This is a genomic window from Agromyces sp. H66 (assembly GCF_004959775.1).
In the GTDB taxonomy this organism is placed as follows: domain Bacteria; phylum Actinomycetota; class Actinomycetes; order Actinomycetales; family Microbacteriaceae; genus Agromyces.
Map to the genome: position 1 here is coordinate 472,091 of NZ_SJZG01000002.1, position 20,395 is coordinate 492,485.

Genomic DNA, 20,395 nt, shown 5'->3' on the forward strand with positions numbered 1-20,395 from the left:
GCTCACGCCTCGCCGCGGCCCCACGTGGTGTTCAGGTGCGACTGGGAGTCGCGCTCGAGCGACAGCGGGCCCCCGACCGCGTAGTACCGCTGGCCGGCGACGATCAGGTCCTCGGCGGGGAACTTGGTGATCACCTCGCAGCCGTCGGCGGTGACCACGACCTCCTCCTCGATGCGCGCCGCGCCCCAGCCGTCGGCCGATGGCCAGTACGTCTCGAGGGCGAAGACCATGCCCTCCTGTAGCACCTCGGGGTGCTCGAACGACACCAGCCGGGAGAAGATCGGCTTCTCCCAGATCGACAGGCCCACGCCGTGCCCGTACTGCAGGGCGAACGCGGCCTCCTCGTCGGGGAAGCCGAACTCCTCGGCCTTCGGCCAGACCGCGCAGATGTCGGCCGTCGTCGCGCCGGGACGCACGAGCGCGATCGCCCGGTCCATGTACTCACGCGCCTTCTTGTACGCGTCGCGCTGCGCCGAGCTCGCCGAGCCGACCGCGAACGTGCGGTAGTAGCAGGTGCGGTAGCCGTTGAACGAGTGCAGGATGTCGAAGAACGCGGGATCGCCCGGTCGGATGAGGCGGTCGGAGAACACGTGCGGATGCGGCGAGCACCGCTCCCCCGAGATCGCGTTGACGCCCTCGACGTACTCGGAGCCGAGGTCGTACAGGGTCTTCGCCACGAGGCCCACCGCCTCGTTCTCCCGTACCCCGGGGCGGAGGAACCGGTACAGCTCCTCGTACGCGGCATCGACCATCGAGGCCGCCTGCGTGAGCAAGCGGATCTCGTCGCCGGTCTTGATGCGCCGGGCCTCCATGAAGACCTGCTGCCCGTCGACGACCTCGATGCCCTCTCGCTGCAGCGCGAACAGGATCGGCAACTCGATCACGTCGACGCCGAGCGGCTGGCCGGCGACGCCGAACTTATCGAGCTCGCGCTTGACCTTCTTCGCCACCCCCTCGGCGATCTCGGCGTCGGGCGGGAACGCCCCGCGCAGCGTCGAGATGCCGGCCCGCGCGCCGCTCTCGAGGCGGGGCCGCTTCGCTCCCTCGTGCGGCGCGTTCGGGTCGGCGTCCAGCTCGGCCGAGGTGACGTCGAGCCACGGATTGTAGAGCTTGTGGTGCTTGGCCGCCGAGCCGAAGTCCCACGAGATCGGATCCGTGTTCCGCGTCAACAGGCTGAACCGGATCAGCTTGTCCATCGCCCAGGTGCCGATGTGCGTCGCGGTCATGTAGCGGATGTTCGAGAAGTCGAACGCGAGCACCGCGCCCATCTCGCTCCGCTCCAGCTCCGCCTTCAGCCGGCCCAGTCGGTCGTCGCGGAGGCGGTCGAAGTCGACCCGCGCCTCCCAATCGACCGCGTTCGTCCCGGTCGTGCCCGTGTTCTTCATCGAATCCCCTTGGTCAGGGCCTGGCGGCCGTGAAGCATGACGGCAATTGTCCAGTCTCAATGTACAGCAGACAGCAGATCAGCGGCTGCCACCAGTGAGACTGAACACACACCCGACCCGGCTCCGCAGCAAACGTGCTGCGCGCGGCGGACCGCCTCGAGGCTCAGGGCGACGTCAGCTGACGGATGCCCCGGGCCGCCGCATCCGGAACCGGGCGCCCTCGCTGATCGTGAAGTAGTCGGCCGGTCCCCCGCCGCGGAGGATCGGCTCGCCGGCCACCGTGTCGTAGATGCCGCTCGCCACGAGGTCGCGCCGGATGTGGATCATGACCGCCTCGCCGAGCACGAGCCAGGCGTCGAGCTCGCTGCCCGAGGCATCCGTCAACCGGTGGATCGCGCTCACCCGGCCCTCGAACGCGACCGGGGTCGCGGCGACCCGCGGCGGCGCGACGAGCGTCGACGGCACCGCCTCGAGCCCGGCGAGGTCGAACTCGTCGACGTCGCCCGGCACCTCGGATGAGGTCGCGTTGACCGCCTCTGCGAGCGACCGGGTCGCGAGGTTCCACACGAACTCGCCGGTCTCGGAGATGTTCGCGACCGAGTCCTTCCAGCGGGTGCTCGAGAAGCCGATGATCGGCGGCCGGTAGTTGAACAGGTTGAAGAAGCTGTACGGCGCGAGGTTGCGCGTGCCGTCGGCGGCGAGCGACGAGATCCATCCGATCGGGCGCGGCGCGACGATCTGGTTGAGCGGATCGTGCGCGAGGCCGTGGCCGAGTCGGGGCTCGTAGCTGTGCAGGATGCTCACCGGTCCAGACTAGGCGGGCCGCCCTCGCAACTGAGGAGATCACGGCAACCGAGGTCGAACCCGACGCGGGCGACCGCAGACGGCGCGATCTCCTCAGTTGAGCCAGGCCACGCTACGGCAGCCCCGCCGCCAGCTCGTCGAACACCGCGCCGGCGTCGGCCTCGCGCGCGAGCGCTGCGGCCTGGCCCGCCCAGAGCGACTGCAGCTCGCCGAGACCGCGTCGGCCGGCCTCGGCGCGGAAGCGCCCGGTGAGCCAGTTCTGCACCGGAAACGGCGCAACGACTCCCCTAGCCTCGATCGTGCGCATGGCACGGTTCGGGATGCCGCGAGCGAGACGTCCGCTCATGGCGCGGGTCAGCACGGAGCCGTGCGCCGGCGTCTGCGTGATGGCCCGGCGGTGCGCGTCGGTCGTGGCCGACTGCTCGGTGCGCAGGAACGCCGTGCCGACCTGCACGCCCGAGGCGCCGAGCGCGAAGGCCGCGGCGACGCCACGCCGGTCGGCGATCCCGCCGGCGGCGATCACGGGCACCTCCACCGCGTCGGCCACCTGCGGCAGCAGGGCGAAGATGCCGACGAGCGACTCCTCGGCGGGCCGCAGGAACGACACGCGATGCCCGCCGGCCTCCGGCCCGGTCGCCACGATCGCGTCGGCGCCGCCGCGTTCGAGCGCGACCGCCTCGTCGACGTTCGTCGCGGTGCCGACCACGGCGATCCCCATCGCGTGTGCAGCCTCGACGACCGCTGCCGATGGAACGCCGAACACGAAGCTCACCGCCGCGGGCCGCGCCTCGAGCACGGCGTCGAGCTGCGCCTCGAAGGGTGGCAGGTACCGGTCGGGCCGCTCGGGCAGCTCGAGCCCGAGTTCATCGAAGAACGGCAGGAGGGCGCGAGCGTATCGCTGGAACTCCTCGGCCGGCACCTGCTCCACCTCGTCGTGCGGCACCCAGAGATTGAGGGCGAACGGCCGGTCGGTGGCGGCCCGCAGCGCCGCCGCCGTCTCGAGGATGCGTGCGGGGTCGTATCCGTAGAGCCCGTACGAGCCCAGTCCGCCCCGCTCGCTGACGGCGGCGGTGAGCTCGATCGACGAGAGTCCGCCGAACGGTCCGAGCACGATCGGCCGCTCGACGCCGAGCAGCTCCGCGAGGTCAGGCATCGTCGGTCTCCTGTTCGGCCGGAACGGCCCCGCAGTGCCAGCACGGCCGCGTCGCGGCATCCGGTGCGCCCTCGGTCATGGCGCCGCACTCGGGGCACACGCGACCGAGCCAGCAGACGGCATCGCCGCCGTATTCAGCGGGCATCGGCCACCGCCCGCTGCGGCGCGGTGGGGCTCGAGCGCGTCCAGCCGAGCTCCTCGCCGAGGTCGAAGTAGTGCTTGAAGCTGTAGATGAGCGGCTGCCACGCTCGCGGGTCGATGTGGTCGCCGTCGGCGACGATGCCGGGTGCGGCGTGCACGCGCACGACCTCCGCCTCGACGAGCACGTAGTCGTCGTTCCAGCCGGGCGTCATGCGGCGCACCTCGGCCTCGAACTGCAGCGCGCACTCGCGCACGCGCGGCGGCGTCACGAGGTCGGATGCCTCGGCGTGCAGTCCCGCCGCCGCGAACTTCTCGGGTTCGTGGCGATACCGGTCTGACTTCGCGGGCGGCACCGGGTGGCGTGCCGTGAGCGCGGCGAGGCGCTCGACGGCCTCCCAGTGCGACCCCGAGGGGAAGTTCACCGTGAGCTGCGGCAGCCGCCGGAGGTTCTCGACGGTCTGCCCGTCGGTCTCGAGGCCGAGCGCGAGCATCTGCCCGAGCGCCCAGTACGACGACGCCGGCGCCAGGTTGGCGGAGCCGTCGGGGTTCTCGCTCGCGACGAGGAACACCGGCGTGCCCACGTACAGGATCTTCGGTCGGATGACCCGTCGGTCATCGGTGGGGTCGTCGAGGTCGTTCGCCTGGTTCACGCCGTTCATGCCTCCGGTCCGCTGAGTTGGGTCGGTGCCAGCCAGCGGTCGCCGTCGCGGACGGCCGGCAGGACGTCGATCACGATCGCGGGGTCGTTCGACTCGATCGCGCCCAGCACCCGGACGCCGCCACGATCGTCGGATGCCTCCACCGGCACGCCGCTCGCCACGAGCGCGTCCGCATCGAGCACGACCACGACCACCGGAAGGTGCAGGTCGGCGTACCGCTCGTCGAGCACGCGCTGCACGCCCGCGGCGTCGCACGCGCGGAGGTATCCCTCGTCGTCGAGCGAGCGTCCGCGCGTGGAGACCTCGTACTGGCCGAGCAACTGGCTCATCCCCCAGTCGTCCTCGATCGCGACGTGGTGGATGCGTCGGCCGCCCATGTCAGCCCGCCGCTCGGACGTGGGCGAGGGTCAGCCCGATCGGGATGCTGATGATGAGGGCGGCGAGCATCACGCGGTAGAGGACCGCGCGAGCCAGTGCCCGGTGCGCCCAGGTCGCGGCCATCGCGGCGACCAGCGCGGCCAGCAGCAGGACGCCTCCGGCATCGACGACGATCGGCGTCGCCGTGAGCGTGCCGACGATGACGAGCAGGTTGCCGCCGTTCCACGCGGCGAGCGTCGCACGCAGCCGAGCGGCCGAGGCATCCGCGGTTCGGAGCACCCGGTGCTGCGCGGCGAGGCAGCACTGCGCGACCCCGGCGACGAGCACGAGATACGCGGCGAGCCAGCTGCCCTTCGCGAGCTCGAGCGGGCCGGTGACCGCGGCGACCAGGCCGCCGATGACGATGAGGGCGGCGCCGACCGCGAAGCCGGCTCGGCCCACCCGATCCACGAGTGCCGGGGTCTTCGCCTCGTCGGGCGCGAGGGGATCGCGCTCGATGAGGGGCTCACGTCGAAGGGTCACGTCGCGCTCACCGTCCAAGGTTGATTTAACCGCAACACTATCCGGTTTAATCGATTAGCGTGGAAGTATGACGACGCGCGACCTGCAGGACCGACACGACGTTGCCGACCTCGTCGGCGAGTTCTATCGGCGGGCATTCGCCGACCCGCTCATCGGCCGCATCTTCACCGACGTCGCGAAGATGGACCTCGACCACCACCTGCCCATCATGTGCGACTTCTGGGAGACGGTGCTCTTCAACGCCGGGCTCTACCGGCGCAACGCCCTGCAGGTCCATCTCGCATTGAACGCCAGGCATCCACTGCTCCCCGAGCACTTCGCGCGCTGGCTGGAGCTGTGGGTGCGCACCGTCGACGACCTGTTCCGCGGTGAGAAGGCCGAGCTCGCGAAGCTGCAGGCCGAGCGCATCGCGGGCTCGATCAGCCGCCGCATGCAGGGCCGCTCCGGCAGCGAGTTCGAATCGATCGGCCTCCGGGAGCCGGCGGATGCGCCGTGAGTCCGTGACCGGCGACGTGCACGCGGTGCTCGCGTCGAGCACCCGGCGCCGGGTGCTCGGCGCGGTCGCCGACTCGGGAACCCCGATCGACGCGCTCACCATCGCCACGCAGCTCACGCTGCACGTGACCACGGTGCGCTTCCACCTCGACCAGCTCGAGGCGGCGCGGCTCGTGCGACGCCAGGTCGGAGCGGAACCGCGGCGCGGACGGCCGCGCATCCGGTATGTCGCGACGTCGAGCCCCGACGACGACAGCCGGGAGCAGCTCATCGACGTGCTCGCCGCGGCGCTCGCCGAGCGGCCCGACGGTCGAGCGAGATCGGTCGAGGCGGGTCGCCGGTGGGCGGACGCGCTGATGCCTGCGGAGGGCGGCTCGGGCGTCGAAGGCGCCGGCGACGCGGACGCGAGCGACGTCGACACGCTCGTGCGCGTGCTCGACGGCCTCGGCTTCGATCCGCTCGTCGCCGGTGACGACGTCATCAGGCTGCGCGCGTGCCCGTTCCGGGACGCCGCACGCGATCACCCGCAGGTGGTGTGCTCGGTGCACCGGGGGCTCATCGAGCAGCTCATGCAGCGCCGTGGGGGCGATCGACGTACGGAACTCATCCCCTTCGTCGAACCCGAGCTGTGCCTCGTCACGCTCGCAGGCTCCGGCGGCCGTACGCTGGACGAATGAAGGATCCGGTGCTCATCGGCCCGGTGGACGCGCCCGACGTGCATGTGATGACGTACAACGTCCGCCGGCGCTTCCGCAACCTCCGACCGAGCAGCCCCGACCGGTGGGACCGGCGGAAGTGGCTGGTGCGGCGCATCCTCGCCGCCGAACAGCCCACGGTCCTCGGCGTGCAGGAGGCCTTCGCCGACCAGGTGCACTTCGTCGCCGAGTCGCTGGGCCCGCACTACGACTGGGTCGGGCACGGGCGCAACAAGTCGGGCGAGGGCGAGCGTTGTGCGATCTTCTACGACACGCAGCGGCTGACGCTCTCGAGGTGGCATCAGCGCGCGCTCTCGGCGACCCCTGACCTGCCCGGATCCCGCACCTGGGGCAACCTCGTGCCGAGGATCGTCGTGTCCGCCCACTTCACGGATGTCGCGACCGAGCGCCGCCTCGCCGTCTTCAACACCCACTTCGACCATGTCTCACGTCGATCGAGGAACGCGGCCGCCCTGATGATCCATGACCTCGTGCTGGCCGAGCACGCCGCCGATCCCGACGCCGGATTCGTCGTGATGGGCGATCTCAACGCCGACGCCGGTTCGGTCGTGCACCGGCGGCTCGAGGGCGACGGCGTGCTCCGCGACGCATGGGATGTCGCGGACGAACGCCTCGGCCCGCAATGGGGAACGTTCTCGAACTATCGTCGCCGCCGGGTGGGCGGCAAGCGCATCGACCTCATCCTCGCCGGGCCCAACGTCGACGTGCTGCGCACGGGCATCAACGCCGTGCGCTTCGAGGGCGCCGCGGCATCCGACCACGAACCGGTGCAGGCCGTGCTCCGGTTCAGCGAGCCCACCGCCGACGCCGCCCGCGACTGACTCGCGGTTCGTCAGTGCATCGCGGAGGACTCCGCGTCGCGCTTCACCTTCGCGAGCATGCGGCGCGTGGCGAGGACGTGGGCGCGCGTGCCGACGAGCATGGTGCGATACAGCCGGCCCGAGATTCCCGGGAACACGGCGCGCGTCTCGGCGCGCACTCGACTCCGACCGGTCCCGAGATCGTCGACGCGGAAGACCAGCTCGTAGTCGGAATAGCGGTGCCGGCCGGCGAGCACGAGCTCGCCGGGCTCGTCGACGGCGACGACGTGGAATCCAGGCACCGCCGAGCCCAGGGCGAGCGGGCGCGGGCCGGATGCCTCGGTGTCGAGGCATCCGAGGAATCGTGCGAACCTGCCCGGCGCCGCTCGCTCGACCATGCGCAGCAACGCCGGCCACACGGTGGTGCGGCTCGCGTCGATGACCACGGAGTGCTCGTCGACGAAGGGAGGAGCCACCGTCGGGTGAGTCATGCGTCCACGCTACGCCGGCTCGCACGGCGTGCATGCCGCCGAAGGCCCGCGCGGGGCTACATTGGACCGGGAGTCCCATGATGAACGAGCTCGAAGCGCTGCTGTCGACGGCACGCGCCGCGTATGAACGCGGCGACTGGCACGCCGCGTACCAGAATCTCGAGCACGCGCGGTCACGTTCCGAACTCAGCACCGCCGACCTGGATCTCCTCGGAAGCGCCACGTGGTGGGTCGGGAACGTCAAGGACTCGCTCGAGCTCTCCGAGGACGTCTACCACCGGTACCAGCACGACGGGAATCTCGCCCGCGCGGCCATGAAGGCGCTCAACCTCGGCCTGCTCTGGTTCATCCGCGGCGACCTCGTGATCGCGTCGGGCTGGGCCAATCGCGCCCGCCGCATCCTCAAAGACCTGGAGGAGTCGGCCGAGCACGGCTATCTCATCTACCTCGACGCCTCCATCGACCTGTACCTCGGGGTCACGGGCGACCCGGCCGGCGACAACCTGCGGCCCGTGCGGGAGGCCGCGACGAGGCTGCACGACCTGGGCCGACGCCTGCGCGCCCCCCAATTGACCTCGCTGGGACTGGTGCTCGCGGGGCTGGTCGACATCCGCGACGGCGACCCGGCGGCCGGGTTCGCGCAACTCGACGAGGCCATGCTCCCCGTGCTGGCCGGCCAGATGCCGCCGGAGTGGGCCGGCGACGTGTACTGCACGGTGATCCACGCCTGCCACGACGTGGCCGACCTGTCGCGGATGCGCGCCTGGACCGACGCCACCGAGCAGTGGTGCGAGCAGTTCCAGGGCGAGGTCGTCTACTCGGGCATCTGCCGCCTGCACCGACTGCAGCTGCTCAGCGTCGAGGGCAGCTGGGACCTCGCCGAAGAGGCCATCGCGCGCAGCAGTCATGAGCTGGTCGGCCGAAACAACTGGGTGGCGCGGGAGGCGTTCTACGAGCTGGGCGAGCTGCGGCGCCTGCGCGGCGACACCGACGGCGCCCGCGACGCCTACGTCCGCGCCCGTGAGCTCGGCATGGAGCCGCAGCCGGGCGAGGCGCTCCTCCAGCATGCCGAGGGGAGAACCGCCGAGGCGTGGTCGGGGCTGCGCGCGGCGCTCGCCGGACGCGATCGCCTCGCCTCCGCGAGGCTCCTGGGCGCCGGCGTCGAGCTCGCTCTCGCGCTCGGCCGCGGTGAGGAGGCGGAGCGCCTGTGCGCCGAGCTCGAGCAGACGGCCGCGGCGTTCGGCACGATCGGCTTCCGGGCGTGGGCCGCGCAGGCGCGGGCGTCGGTGATGATCTCGCAGGAGCGGTTCGCCGATGCCCTGCCCCGGCTGCGCGCCGCGGCGACGGACTACCGCGCGCTCCACGCGCGGTACGAGACGGGTCGGGTGTACGAACTGCTGGCGAGGGCGCACGCGGGGATGGGCGAACCGGGTGCCGCCGCGGCCGACGAGGCGACCGCGCTCTCGATCTATCGCGAGCTCGGCGCGCTCCCCGATGTCGAGCGGCTCGGCGGCCGGGGCCCACTGCCCGGCGGGCTCACCGAGCGCGAGGCCGACGTGCTCGCGCTCATCGCCTCGGGTGCCAGCAACAAGGCCACGGCGGAAGCCCTCTTCATCAGTCACCGCACGGTCGGCCGGCACCTCGCGAACATCTTCGCCAAGATCGGCGTCTCGTCCCGCACGGCGGCCGCGGCGTGGGCGCACGAGCACGACCTGCGCCCACGCAGCGAGTAGTCGCGCCCTCCGCCTCGCTACCCGTCGTCGCGCCATCCGCCGCGCCTGCGTGCGTGAAACGACCCATCGGCACCTCCGCACGATTGCGTCGCATGGCCGATTCGTCGCTGGGTTGCCGTCCATAGCGTCGAGTCGTATCCAGAACTCCGGAGCACCTCCGGACCACCTCGAGCAAGGAACGACATGACCACGATCGACCTCACCACCACCGAACCGACCGCTGTCGAGCCGATCGACCCCGAGGCCGTCACGGCCTTCGCCGGACGCTACCTCGACATCCTGAACTCGGCGGCCATCGCCATGCTGACCAGCGTCGGCCACCAGACCGGGCTGTTCGCCTCGCTCAGCGAGCTGCCCCCGGCCACCAGCGAGCAGATCGCCGATGCCGGCGACCTCGACGAGCGCTACGTGCGCGAGTGGCTGGGCGGCATGACGACCGCGGGCGTCGTGCACTACGACCCGGTGGGTCGCACGTACCACCTGCCGCGCGAACACGCCGCCGTGCTGACCCCGGCCGCCGGCCCGAACAACCTGGCGCTGCTCATGCAGCACATCTCGATGATGGGCGAGGTGGAGCAGCCGATCATCGAGCGGTTCCGCCGCGGCGGCGGGCTGTCGTACGCCGACTACCCGCTGTTCCACCGGAACATGGCGGAGACGAGTGCCGCGGTGCACGACGCCGCCCTGATCGACGTCATCCTGCCCTTGGCGCCGGACTTGCCCGCGCGCCTGGCCGCCGGCATCGACGTCGCCGACATCGGCTGCGGCGCCGGCCACGCGGTGAACCTGATGGCCGCGGCCTATCCGGCCAGCCGCTTCACCGGCTACGACTTCTCCGAGCCGGCCATCCGCCAGGCGCGCGCCGAGGCCGAGCGCATGGGGCTCACGAACGCGACGTTCGAGCTCTTCGACGTGACCGCCCTGGACGCACGCGAGGCGTTCGACGCCGTCACGGCGTTCGACGCGATCCACGACCAGGCCCACCCGGCGACCGTGCTGCGCAACATCCGCGAGGCGCTCCGGCCCGGCGGGGTCTTCCTCATGGTGGACATCAAGGCGTCCAGCAACGTCGAGGACAACATCGGCCTGCCGTGGGGCAGCTACCTCTACGCCATCTCGATGTTCCACTGCATGAGCGTGTCGCTCGGCCTCGACGGCGACGGCCTGGGCACCGCCTGGGGCGGCCAGCTGGCCCGGCGCATGCTCGCCGAGGCGGGCTTCGAGGATGTCGCGGTCGCCGACGTCGAGTCCGACCCGTTCAACTCCTACTTCGTCGCGACGAAGTAGGAGACCGGCGACCCGACCGCGCGGCGGCTTCGGCTACCCGCGGTCGGGTTCCACCACGCGCGACTCGTCCCACGGCTCCGACCAGCCGAGCTCGTCGAACATGCGCGACAGCACGATCGCGGTGAACCCCCAGACGACCCGGCCGCCGACCGCGAACGCCGGCGCGCGGTACCTGCGTTCGCCGAACGAATGCTCCGTGCTCGCGCGGTTCGCCGGTGCGATGAGGTCGCCGACGGGCACCCGGAACACGTCGACGGACTCGTCGTGGTCGACCGCGGCCACCTGCGAGGGGCGTGTCCACCACGCCGGCACGGGGGTCACGAGGTGATTGCTCACGGGCACCGGCATGGGGGGCAGCATGCCGAGCGGCTCGATGCCGTCGGGGTCGACGCCCGTCTCCTCGGCGGCCTCGCGGAGCGCGGCCGCGATCGGACCCGAATCGGATGCCTCGAGCCGCCCGCCCGGGAACGCGATCTGCCCCGGGTGGCTGCCGAGCGTCGCGGCACGACGGAGCAGCAGCACGTCGAGGTCGCGAGGGACGTGGCCGTTCGACGAGGCGGGCACGGAGTCGAGCACCCCGAAGAGCACGAGCACGGCGGCCGGGCGCGCGCTCGAGACATCGGGAAGCACCCGTGGCAGTTCGAGCGCCCAGTCGAGACCGCGCTCGCACAGCGCTGCGAGCTCGGCGCGGGGGTCGGTCACGGCGGGCATGGATCCACCCTACGGACTTTCCCCTGTGCGTCGTCTCGTGGCGGCGCATTTGACCTCAAGCATGGTTGAGGTCGTACGTTGGGGTGATGCGTGTGTTGAGCCCGGAGAGCACCCGATGACCTACGTGATCGCACTGCCGTGCGTCGACCTGAAGGACAAGGCGTGCATCGACGAATGTCCCGTCGACTGCATCTACGAGGGCGAACGTTCGCTCTACATCCACCCCGACGAATGCGTCGACTGCGGTGCCTGCGAGCCGGTGTGCCCGGTCGAGGCGATCTACTACGAAGACGACCTGCCCGACGTGTGGGCCGACTACTACAAGGCGAACGTGGAGTTCTTCGACGACATCGGTTCGCCGGGCGGCGCCGCGAAGGTCGGCATGATCCCGAAGGACCACCCGCTCATCGCCGCGTTGCCGCCGCAGGGCGGCCACGAATGACGGACGGCACGACGGATGCCGCGGCCGCCGTCGACGAGGCCGCCCGCGCCGCGGCCCTCAAGGACGTCTTCCGCACCCATCCGGCGTCCGTGACCCTGATCACCGCGTCGACGCACACGGGGCCGGTCGGACTCACGGCGTCGAGCGTGGCATCCGTCGCCCTCGATCCGCCGTCGATCTCGTTCTCGGTCACGCGCGCCACTGGCTCGGCGGGTGGTCTGCTCTCGGCCGACACCATGCTCGTGCACTTCCTCGCCGATCGGCACGCCGACCTCGCGCGGGTGTTCGCGCACTCGGGTGCCCCCCGCTTCACGCCCGAGCAGGGCTGGACCACGCTGGCGACGGGCGAGCCGCTGCTCGCCGACGCGCGTGCCGCGTTCCGGTGCCGCGCGCTGCACGTGGTGCCGGTGGGCAGCTCCTCGCTCGTCGTCGCCGAGGTGCTCGACGTCATCCCCGGCGCGCCGGGTGATCCCCTGATGTACCACGATCGGAGATTCCACCGCTTCGACCCCGACGCCCCCGACCTCTGACGCACTCCGCCACCTCGAAAGGAAGGATCACCATGACCGCGTACACCCTCCCCGACCTGCCGTACGACTATGCCGCGCTCGAGCCGCACATCTCGGCGACCATCATGGAGCTGCACCACTCCAAGCACCACCAGGCCTACGTGACCGGCGCGAACACGGCCCTCGAGCAGCTCGCTGAGGCGCGTGAATCGGGCAACCTCGCGAACGTCAACAAGCTCGAGAAGGACCTCGCGTTCAACCTCGGCGGCCACGTCAACCACAGCGTGTTCTGGCAGAACCTCTCCCCCGAGGGCGGCGGCGAGCCGCAGGGCGAGCTGGCCTCCGCCATCGACGACGCGTTCGGCTCGTTCGAGAAGTTCCAGGCTCACTTCACCGCCACCGCCCTCGGCGTGCAGGGCTCGGGCTGGGCAGTGCTCGCGTGGGACTCGATCGGCGCCCGCCCGGTGGTCTTCCAGCTCTTCGACCAGCAGGGCAACGCCCCCCTCGGCGTCACGCCGCTGCTGCAGCTCGACGTGTGGGAGCACGCGTACTACCTCGACTACAAGAACGTGCGCGCCGACTACGTCAAGGCGTTCTGGAACATCGCGAACTGGTCGGATGTCGCGTCCCGCCTCGAACGGGCCCGCACCGCGACGCAGGGACTCATCGTCCCGGGCGCGAACTGACCGGTCGCTCGCCCCTGAGCCGCCGGCGCCGCCCGCGCCGGCGGCTCTCGCACGCCCTCCTCGCGGTGCAGGTTCGGCGGTACGGGCTGGCCGCGATCGTCGGCCTCACCGCGATCGGCGCGCTGATCGCCGCCATCGGCGGCGCGGGGCATCCGTAGCCCGCTCGGGAAGCCTCGTGGGCCATCGGGCGTTGCATCCTGGCGTGACCGACACCCTCGTGAGCCCCCGCGTCGACGGCTCGTCCGCGACCGCGGCTCGCACGGCCGACGTCGTCGTGATCGGCGCCGGGCAGGCTGGACTCTCCGCCGCGTACCATCTGCGGCGTCGGGGCTTCGTGCCGGCGTCGGATGCCGCGGGCGCCGAGCTCGGCGCCGGACCGGGCTCGGCCGCCGGCACCTACATCGTGCTCGATTCCGAGACGGGCCCCGGAGGCGCCTGGCAGCACCGCTGGCAGAGCCTGCGGATGGCGACCGTCAATGGCATCAGCGACCTGCCCGGCATCGCCAAGCCCGAGGTGGACCCCGCCGAGCCGAGCTCGGCGTTCCTCACGCGGTACTTCGGCGACTACGAGCGCGAACTCGCCCTGCCCATCCTGCGGCCTGTGACGGTGTCGGCGGTGCGCCGCGAGGACGACGACCCGGCCGGGCGACTCACGGTCGAGTCATCCGTCGGCCTCTGGTCGACTCGGGCCGTGATCAACGCGACGGGCACTTGGAGCCGGCCGTTCTGGCCGGTGTATCCGGGGCAGTTCACGTTCCTCGGGCGGCAATTGCATACGAAGGACTATGTCGCGGCGAGCGAGTTCGCCGGACAGCACGTCGTCGTCGTGGGCGGCGGCATCTCGGCGGTGCAGTTCCTCGACGAGATCTCGAAGGTGACCTCGACGACCTGGTTCACCCGTCGTGCGCCCGAATGGCGCGACGACGAGTTCGATCACCGCGCCGGTCACGACGCGGTCGCGCTCGTCGAAGAGCGCGTGCGCCAGGGGCTGCCGCCGCAGAGTGTCGTCTCGGTCACAGGGTTGCTGTGGACCCCGTCGCTCCGGGCCGCGGCGGCTCGCGGCGCGTTGGAGCGGCATCCGATGTTCACCGCCATCGAGCCCGACGGCGTGCGCATGGCTGACGGATCGTTCCTGCCCGCCGACGTCATCCTCTGGGCGACCGGGTTCCGAGCCGCGCTCGACCACCTCGCGCCCCTGCACCTGCGCGCGCCCGGCGGCGGCATCGTGATGGACGGCACGCAGGTCGCGGCCGAACCGCGCGTGCACCTGATCGGCTACGGCCCGTCGTCGTCGACGATCGGCGCGAACCGGGCCGGGCGGGCCGCGGTGAGCGGCATCGTCAAGCGGCTCGGGGCGGGCTCGAGGTCACGGACGGCGTAGGACGCGCCACGCGTCGGTCTCGCCCACGGTCGCCCAGTCGGCGGCGCACGTGGGCGTGGCGCGGTCCGCGGGCAGGAGCATCCACTCGATCCGCTGTCGCCACGCGGTGGTGCAGAAGGTCTCGGCATCGCGCTCGACCGCGCGAACCTGGTCGACCCGTGTCCACCACTCGATGAGGTCGGAGCTCGCGTACGGTGGCGACTTCCAGTCGACGTAGATCGGCACCGCGGCGTTCAGGCGGATGTTCTCCTCGGCCAGGGGGACGATTCCGACGCCGGTGACCTCCGAGGTCCTCACGAGCGCGACCGCGTCGTCGGAGGTCGTCGGCGGAACGGAGCGCGAGGAGGCGAGGAGGCCGAGGACGGCGAGGAGAAGGGCCGCGACAACGGCGACGGACCAGCCGATCCCTCGGCCGCGCTCGGCAGACCGGCCAAGCCACGATCGGCTCAGCGCGCGGCCGACCGTCACGGCCAGGGCGACCGCGAGCGCGGTCGCGGCGATCGGCACCAGGAACACGCTGATCCGCCACGGGAACAGGAGCGCCGGCGTCGACGACCGGGTGAGCTCGACGACGACGGCGCCGGCCAACGCGAACGCAAGCCCCGCGCTGAGCCAACGGGCGAGCCAGGCGCTCGTGCCCGACCGCCACAGCCACCCGGCGGCGATCGTGATGAGCGCGATGTACAGGAGGTCGCTCCTCGGCCAGTTCGTCCAGAGCGTATGGTGCGCGATGCGCTCGAAGGCGAAGCGCTGCATCGCCTCGGATGATTCGCCGGACGCTCCGCCGATGGCCAGCAGAGACGGATTGGCCGCGAGCGCGGGAGCGAGTACGCCGATCCCGATCAGTGCGTACCATCCGAGTCGCGAGGCGTCGCGCTTCCACAGGTCCGCGATCACGGCTGCTGCGAGCCCGACGGCCACCACCACGAGATAGGTCGGATGCAGCATGCAGCCGAGCGCGGTGAGGCTGACCGCGGCCACCGTCGGCTTCAGTCGGGCGCCGGCCGGGGCACGCCGGCCGACGAGCCAGAGCGGGAAGGCGGCGAGGAGGAGGCATCCGAACACGCTCGGTTGGAGGTATCCGCCGAGATACTGGCCGGCGAATCCGCTGAACGCCGAGAACTGGTTCACCCACGGGATCGGCAGCCGCGAGAGGATCGGCGCGATGGTGACGGCCACCAGGATGGTGGCCGCGACGGCGGCCCAGCGCTGACGGGCCGGCGGCGCCAGCAGGCGGGCCAGTCCGTAGATCCCTGTCAACCACACCGCCGTCGCCAGCCACGCCATGATCCGGATGCCGGTGAGGCCCGTCACGTCGAAGACCGCACGCGGCACGGCGGTGAAGAACGGGTACGGGTCGACGGTGCCGACGAACCAGTCGGCGTCGAGCGCGGTGCCGCGGTCGGCGAGCACGTGCGCGAGGTACTGGTTCTGGTTGCCGACGATCGGGGCCACGACCGGCGCCGCGAAGGCGAGGACCAGGATCAGCGCGACCTCGGGCCACGGCCACCGAGCGACCCGGGCGAGTCCGGACTGCACGCGCACGACCGTGCTCCCCGACGCCTTCACCCGAACAGCATGTCAGAGCGTTGCGTCCAGGCCATCACGCCACGGGCTCGAGGCGGAAGACCCGGAACTCCCGCCCGGCGGCGCGCTCGTAGCGCCGGTAACCGGGCAGCACGTCATCGAGGCGTTCCCACGCCTGTTCCCGCTCGGCCCCCGTCAGCAGAGTCGCCGTGACCCGGGTGCGATGGCGGCCGCGTTCGACCTCGGCGCCGGGGTACGCGATGAGGTTGTACGTCCATCCCGGATGCCGCGGCCTCGCGAAGTTGCTCCCCGCGACGAACAGCGTGCGATCCGAGGCATCCGGAGCGCAGATGAGTTCCGCTCGTCGCGGGAGCCCCGTGCGCGCGCCTGTCGTGTGCAGCACGAGCGACGGCACGGCGAGCTCGCTGATCGGCCCGGCCCGCCGCGTGACGACGCGATAGGCACGCTCGAGCGGCGGCATGACGGTCGGCCCGACGGCGCCGAAGAACGCCGAGTGCGAGGCACTCGACACGATCCGTCGCATCCACCTGGGCAGCATGCACCTCACGCGTCGATTCTCCCCGACGTCAGGCCGCCGGGCGCGGCGGGAGGAACAGCGTGCCCCGGATGACGCTGCCGTGGAAGGTGCGCGCCGCGACGAGCAGCCACGCGGCGACGAGCGCGACGTAGGCGATCATCGCGAGCACCGCGAGCGCGTCGAGCCCGGTATGCAGGGCGAGCCCGCTGATCCCCGTGACGCAGGTGCCGACGGGGAAGGTGAACGACCACCAGGTGAGCGTGAGGGGCAGGTGCTCCCGCGCGGTGCGCACGGTGATGGCGAGCGCCAGCATGGCCCACAGCAGCGCGAACCCGAGCATCGGCACCCCGAAGGCGACCCCGAGGTGCAGCAGCGCCTGCGCGGTGGAGGCGTCGACCGCGAGATGCGCGGTCCCGCCGAGCAGGTTGGCCGCCGTGATCGATTGCCCGAGGGGTCCGAGCACGATCCACAGCGTGGGAACCATGGCTGCCGGGCCGATCTTGTGCATGGTGAGCCGCGACCAGATCAGGGTGATGATGACGATCGAGCTCACCAGGGTCAGGCCGAACATCGCGTAGCACGCCCAGAGCATCGTGGCGCGGGCCTGTCCCTCGGGGAGGTATGCCACGAGGAGAGCACCCGTGGATGCGGACACCATGGGTGGCACCACCGGCATCAGCCAACCACCGAACGCGCTCTCGGGCTGCACGTCGTGTCGTGTGAAGGCGAGGTACGGCACCGCGACGGCTGCGACGAGGCCGAGCGCGGTTCCGGTGCTCCAGAGCACCCAGTCGACCGCGACGGCGACCTCCTCGCCGAGCACGTCCCGGCCGAGCAGCAGCGTTCCCGCCCCGACGGTGAGCAGCGCCATGGGCGGCGCCCCGTAGAAGTGGGCCATGACCGGATTCAGGTGGTGCGTGCGCGCCGTGGAGCGATACAGCCGCCAGTGCAGCGCGGTGGCGATGAGCAGCGCCACCAGGAGGACGCTCGACAACGCCCACACCGCGGTGGCCGCCGGCCGCAGGCCCGGGAACTGCAGGGGCAGCGTCACCGCGGCATTGGCCACGATCCCGGTGCCCATGATCGACGCGAACCAGTTCGGCGTCAGATGCGCCACCGCCTGTCGCGGATGCGCGAGGTCGCGCAGAAGCGCCCGCCGGCGGATCGGCACCGGCTGCGACGGAAGTTGATCGAGCGTTGCGGTCATGCATTCCATGCTTCGCCGGGCGGCGAACGCGCGGTAGAGGATCCTATTTGGGGTGGCACAATGATCGCTTGTGACCACTCCGCGCATCGACCTCGTGACGCTTCGTGCACTCGACGCGATCGCACGGGCCGGCGGCGTCGGCGCCGCGGCCGTCGAGATCGGGATGTCGCAGCAGGCGGTCTCCGCGCGCATTCGCGCCGCGGAGGAGCGAATGGGACTGAACCTGCTCCACCGAAGCCGCAGCGGGTCGACGCTCACCCCCGAGGGACAGTTGATCGTGGAATGGGGTGCACCGGTGTTGGCAGCCGAGGCGGCCTTCCTCGCCTCGGTGGCCACGCTCGCGGCGGGCGGGCGTCACGCGCTGATGGTCGCCGCCAGCCAGTCGGTCGCGGAGGCGTACATGCCGGGCTGGATCGCCGCGTTCCGCTCGCGGGGCGTCGAGGCCGACGTGCACCTCGCCTCGGGCAACAGCGAGTGGGTCGTCACCCGGGTCCGCGACGGCAGGGCCCAGCTCGGCCTCATCGAGTCCCCCACCATCCCGCCGGATCTGCAGTCGACCGTCGTCGGCGCCGACCCCCTCGTGATCGCCGTCGCGCCGACGCACGCATGGGCCGGGCGAAGCACTCCACTCGGCGCCGGTGAACTCGCCCGCACCCCACTCGTGATGCGCGAGCGGGGGTCGGGCACCCGGACCACCCTCGAGTTCGCCCTGGCGGAGCGCGGCCTCCCCGACCTCGCGGCCCCCGCAGCAGAGCTGTCGTCGACGGGAGCGATCCGCGCGGCGATCATCGGCGGTGTCGCTCCCGGCGTCGTGAGCCGTGCCCTCATCGCGGACGACGTCGCCGCCGGGCGCATGACCGTGGTTCCGGCGGACGTCCCTCTCGTCCGTCCGCTCACCGCGATCTGGAACGGCGTCCTCGACTCGAACGCCAGGGCGTTCCTCGAAGCCGTGGCCTCGAGCTGAGGCATCCGCAGCCTACGTCGACGTCGGATGCAGCGGGATACCGGCGGCCCGCGCCGGCTCGGCGTACGCCCGCGCGAGGTCGGCGACGGTGGCGTGCGCGTTCAGCCCGCTCGGGTTCGGCACCACCCAGAGCTCGGCGCCGCCGAAGCGCTCATCCTGACGCCCGGCGAGCGCCTTCGGTCGGTCGAACCCCTGCCGGTACGCCGTGAGCCCGACGACGGCGACGACCTGCGGGTGCCACCGCGCCACGTCGCCGGCCAGCCGCAGCGCGCCTGCCCGCAACTCCTCACGGGTGAGCTCGTCGGCCCGTGCGGTGGCCCGGTGCACGAGGTTCGAGATGCCGATGCCGGCGTCGAGGAACATCCGACGGTCCTCGTCGGAGAGGCCCTTCGCGAAGTCGGGCCGCCTCGGGATGACGCCCGCCGCGGCGAGCGCGGGATAGAACCGGTTGCCCGGATGCGCGAAGTGCGTGCCGGTCGCCGCCGTCCAGAGCCCGGGGTTGATGCCCACGAACACGAGCTTCGGATGCTCCGGCATCAGGTCGTCGACGCTCGCACCGCGATACGACTCGAGCTCGGCACGCGTGAATCCCACAGGCCGATTCTCCCTCGCCTCACCAGCTCGCGCGACGCGCCCGGGCGGCGAACGCGTCGAGCGCGGCGAGCACTTCGGTCGCCTGCCAGATCCGATACCTGGCGCGGCCTGCGGCTCGGGTGAGCACGCCCGCGGCCGCGAGCTTGTCGATCGAGGTCTGCGCCGCGACCTCGCTCACGCCGAGTGCTTCGGCGATCGAGGCGGCTGTCACGAGCGGATGCCGCAGCAGATGCGCCTTCACCCGGTGCACCGAGGCATCCGATCTGGCTCGAACGAGCGAATCCCACGCCGCCGCGATCTCCTGCAGTTCGCGCACGAGTTCCCGCCCGTTGGCGACCGCTCGGAACGCGGCCTCGGCGACCGTCTCCACGATGACGTCGGGCTCCCCCTGCCGGTACCGGGTCAGCGCGCGGAAGTAGCCGTCGAGATCGCCGAGCAGGCCCGCCGAGACCGGCACCGCCACGTTCCGGGTGACGTCGGCGGCGCGGAGCATCCCGTGCAGCAGGGCGCGCCCGGTGCGCCCGTTGCCGTCGGGGAACGGGTGGATCGTCTCGAACTGCGCGTGCGCGATCGCCGCGTGCGCAAGCGCCGGAACGTCGGTGCGACCGGCGAATCGCACGAGGTCGGCCATGAGCTGCGGCACGCGGTCGTGGTGCGGCGGCACGAACATGGCGTGATGCGGCGAGAACGACCCGCCGCCGATCCATACCTGCTGGTCGCGCCAGCCGCCGACGAACTGCGGGGCGGATGCCTCGAGCAGGGCCTCGTGCATGGCGATGATCGCCTGCTCGTCGAGGCGATCGGCGAGCGCAATCGCCGCCTGCATCGCACGCACGTTGGCCACGACGAGTTGCGCGTTCGCCGAGTCGGATCGATCGAGCTCGGCGAGGGCGACCTGCTTCGCGCTCGCGGTGAGCTGCTCGACCTCGGAGCTCGACGCGCTCTCGGTGCGCAGCAGGATCGCCGCGAACGGCGCTGCGAACGAACCGGCCTCGGCGTCGAACCGGGTGAGCTCCTTGCTCGCGTCGTCGGCCACCGCCAGCGCCTCGGGGCCGAGTCGCACCTCGCGTTCGGCGATCATCGGCACGAGTGCGGCGCGATACTCCCCCACGGCCGCGCGGAACTGCCGGCGGGAGGCGACCGCCGTCTCGGCTCGATGCCATGGCCGCGGCTCGGTGCCGACGGCGGGCCACGGGGCTTCCACGGTTGCCATGACACGATTCTAACCAAAGAATCCTAAAATAGTCTTCGGTTAGCGACAGATTGTCTCTG

At 71.5% G+C, this 20,395-nt stretch carries 24 protein-coding genes; 10 read left to right on the plus strand and 14 right to left on the minus strand.

The annotated features are described in order from the left end of the window. Positions 1–2: 2 nt before the first annotated feature. The 7 genes from EZM51_RS05555 to EZM51_RS05580 all read right to left on the minus strand — a co-directional run bounded on the left by EZM51_RS05555 (position 3) and on the right by EZM51_RS05580 (position 5,042). Entirely contained in the window at positions 3–1,385 is a 1,383-nt protein-coding gene (locus EZM51_RS05555) for a Xaa-Pro peptidase family protein (protein WP_136707232.1), read from the minus strand. Between the two features lie 174 nt (positions 1,386–1,559). Next, positions 1,560–2,189, minus strand: a complete 630-nt coding sequence (locus EZM51_RS05560) for a flavin reductase family protein (protein WP_136707233.1) — start codon at positions 2,187–2,189, stop codon at positions 1,560–1,562. 112 nt (positions 2,190–2,301) lie between these two features. Next, on the minus strand, positions 2,302–3,342 hold the full coding sequence (locus EZM51_RS05565; protein ID WP_136707234.1) for a DUF561 domain-containing protein: 1,041 nt from the start codon (positions 3,340–3,342) through the stop codon (positions 2,302–2,304). Continuing rightward, the gene (locus tag EZM51_RS20485; RefSeq protein WP_169053799.1) at positions 3,335–3,487 is read right to left on the minus strand and encodes a hypothetical protein; all 153 of its coding nucleotides are present in this window, start codon (positions 3,485–3,487) and stop codon (positions 3,335–3,337) included. Before EZM51_RS20485 ends, EZM51_RS05565 begins: the two co-directional genes overlap by 8 nt. Next, positions 3,477–4,142, minus strand: a complete 666-nt coding sequence (locus EZM51_RS05570; protein WP_136707235.1) for a flavin reductase family protein — start codon at positions 4,140–4,142, stop codon at positions 3,477–3,479. The genes EZM51_RS20485 and EZM51_RS05570 overlap by 11 nt, the downstream gene beginning before the upstream one ends. Continuing rightward, positions 4,139–4,519 (minus strand): DUF952 domain-containing protein, encoded by a 381-nt coding sequence (locus EZM51_RS05575; RefSeq protein WP_136707236.1) that lies wholly within the window; start codon positions 4,517–4,519, stop codon positions 4,139–4,141. Before EZM51_RS05575 ends, EZM51_RS05570 begins: the two co-directional genes overlap by 4 nt. A gap of 1 nt (position 4,520) precedes the next feature. After that, on the minus strand, positions 4,521–5,042 hold the full coding sequence (locus EZM51_RS05580) for a hypothetical protein (protein WP_211195819.1): 522 nt from the start codon (positions 5,040–5,042) through the stop codon (positions 4,521–4,523). 67 nt (positions 5,043–5,109) lie between these two features. Here EZM51_RS05580 and EZM51_RS05585 point away from each other — a divergent pair, with 67 nt between their 5' ends. Genes EZM51_RS05585 through EZM51_RS05595 form a run of 3 tightly spaced genes read left to right on the plus strand, consistent with a single transcriptional unit; the run spans position 5,110 to position 7,074 of the window. Next, positions 5,110–5,538, plus strand: a complete 429-nt coding sequence (locus EZM51_RS05585) for a group III truncated hemoglobin (protein ID WP_136707237.1) — start codon at positions 5,110–5,112, stop codon at positions 5,536–5,538. Further along, on the plus strand, positions 5,528–6,214 hold the full coding sequence (locus tag EZM51_RS05590) for a helix-turn-helix domain-containing protein (RefSeq protein ID WP_136707238.1): 687 nt from the start codon (positions 5,528–5,530) through the stop codon (positions 6,212–6,214). Before EZM51_RS05585 ends, EZM51_RS05590 begins: the two co-directional genes overlap by 11 nt. Further along, positions 6,211–7,074 (plus strand): endonuclease/exonuclease/phosphatase family protein, encoded by an 864-nt coding sequence (locus tag EZM51_RS05595; RefSeq protein WP_136707239.1) that lies wholly within the window; start codon positions 6,211–6,213, stop codon positions 7,072–7,074. Before EZM51_RS05590 ends, EZM51_RS05595 begins: the two co-directional genes overlap by 4 nt. Positions 7,075–7,085: 11 nt before the next feature. Here EZM51_RS05595 and EZM51_RS05600 read toward each other — a convergent pair whose 3' ends face one another. Next, the gene (locus tag EZM51_RS05600) at positions 7,086–7,544 is read right to left on the minus strand and encodes a DUF2867 domain-containing protein (RefSeq protein ID WP_136707240.1); all 459 of its coding nucleotides are present in this window, start codon (positions 7,542–7,544) and stop codon (positions 7,086–7,088) included. Between the two features lie 80 nt (positions 7,545–7,624). On the opposite strand from EZM51_RS05600, the gene EZM51_RS05605 reads away from it, so the two are divergent. Next, positions 7,625–9,277: a LuxR family transcriptional regulator gene (locus tag EZM51_RS05605; protein ID WP_136707241.1), complete on the plus strand. Its 1,653-nt coding sequence runs from the start codon at positions 7,625–7,627 to the stop codon at positions 9,275–9,277. A 183-nt stretch (positions 9,278–9,460) separates the two neighbouring features. Continuing rightward, positions 9,461–10,564: a class I SAM-dependent methyltransferase gene (locus EZM51_RS05610; RefSeq protein WP_136707242.1), complete on the plus strand. Its 1,104-nt coding sequence runs from the start codon at positions 9,461–9,463 to the stop codon at positions 10,562–10,564. 33 nt (positions 10,565–10,597) lie between these two features. Here the strand turns inward: EZM51_RS05610 and EZM51_RS05615 are convergent, their stop codons facing one another. Beyond that, a complete protein-coding gene (locus EZM51_RS05615) occupies positions 10,598–11,275 on the minus strand; it encodes an NUDIX domain-containing protein (protein WP_136707243.1) in 678 nt (225 codons plus the stop codon). Positions 11,276–11,390: 115 nt separating this feature from the next. Here EZM51_RS05615 and fdxA point away from each other — a divergent pair, with 115 nt between their 5' ends. From fdxA to EZM51_RS05635, 4 genes are all read left to right on the plus strand, one after another. Continuing rightward, entirely contained in the window at positions 11,391–11,717 is a 327-nt protein-coding gene (fdxA, locus tag EZM51_RS05620; protein ID WP_136707244.1) for a ferredoxin, read from the plus strand. Beyond that, complete coding sequence (locus EZM51_RS05625; protein ID WP_136707245.1) at positions 11,714–12,247, plus strand: flavin reductase family protein; 534 nt, start codon at positions 11,714–11,716, stop codon at positions 12,245–12,247. The genes fdxA and EZM51_RS05625 overlap by 4 nt, the downstream gene beginning before the upstream one ends. A gap of 32 nt (positions 12,248–12,279) precedes the next feature. Next, positions 12,280–12,912: a superoxide dismutase gene (locus EZM51_RS05630; protein WP_136707246.1), complete on the plus strand. Its 633-nt coding sequence runs from the start codon at positions 12,280–12,282 to the stop codon at positions 12,910–12,912. A gap of 217 nt (positions 12,913–13,129) precedes the next feature. Further along, positions 13,130–14,293, plus strand: coding sequence for an NAD(P)-binding domain-containing protein (locus tag EZM51_RS05635; RefSeq protein ID WP_248305493.1), 1,164 nt, complete (start codon positions 13,130–13,132; stop codon positions 14,291–14,293). Here the strand turns inward: EZM51_RS05635 and EZM51_RS05640 are convergent. The 3 genes from EZM51_RS05640 to EZM51_RS05650 are packed head-to-tail and all read right to left on the minus strand — an operon-like array spanning position 14,279 to position 17,565. Then, positions 14,279–15,862 carry a DUF6798 domain-containing protein gene (locus EZM51_RS05640; protein ID WP_136707248.1) on the minus strand — a complete coding sequence of 528 codons (1,584 nt, stop codon included), beginning with the start codon at positions 15,860–15,862 and terminating at the stop codon, positions 14,279–14,281. The two genes, EZM51_RS05635 and EZM51_RS05640, sit on opposite strands and share 15 nt — an antisense overlap. A 34-nt stretch (positions 15,863–15,896) precedes the next feature. Then, positions 15,897–16,364 (minus strand): nitroreductase family deazaflavin-dependent oxidoreductase, encoded by a 468-nt coding sequence (locus EZM51_RS05645; protein ID WP_248305478.1) that lies wholly within the window; start codon positions 16,362–16,364, stop codon positions 15,897–15,899. Between the two features lie 43 nt (positions 16,365–16,407). Continuing rightward, positions 16,408–17,565, minus strand: coding sequence for a TDT family transporter (locus EZM51_RS05650; protein ID WP_136707249.1), 1,158 nt, complete (start codon positions 17,563–17,565; stop codon positions 16,408–16,410). Between the two features lie 70 nt (positions 17,566–17,635). On the opposite strand from EZM51_RS05650, the gene EZM51_RS05655 reads away from it, so the two are divergent. After that, positions 17,636–18,529 carry a LysR family transcriptional regulator gene (locus EZM51_RS05655; RefSeq protein WP_136707250.1) on the plus strand — a complete coding sequence of 298 codons (894 nt, stop codon included), beginning with the start codon at positions 17,636–17,638 and terminating at the stop codon, positions 18,527–18,529. A gap of 12 nt (positions 18,530–18,541) precedes the next feature. Here EZM51_RS05655 and EZM51_RS05660 read toward each other — a convergent pair whose 3' ends face one another. Then, on the minus strand, positions 18,542–19,123 hold the full coding sequence (locus EZM51_RS05660; protein WP_136707251.1) for a mismatch-specific DNA-glycosylase: 582 nt from the start codon (positions 19,121–19,123) through the stop codon (positions 18,542–18,544). A 19-nt stretch (positions 19,124–19,142) separates the two neighbouring features. Then, positions 19,143–20,336 carry a Fic family protein gene (locus EZM51_RS05665; protein WP_136707252.1) on the minus strand — a complete coding sequence of 398 codons (1,194 nt, stop codon included), beginning with the start codon at positions 20,334–20,336 and terminating at the stop codon, positions 19,143–19,145. Positions 20,337–20,395: the final 59 nt, after the last annotated feature.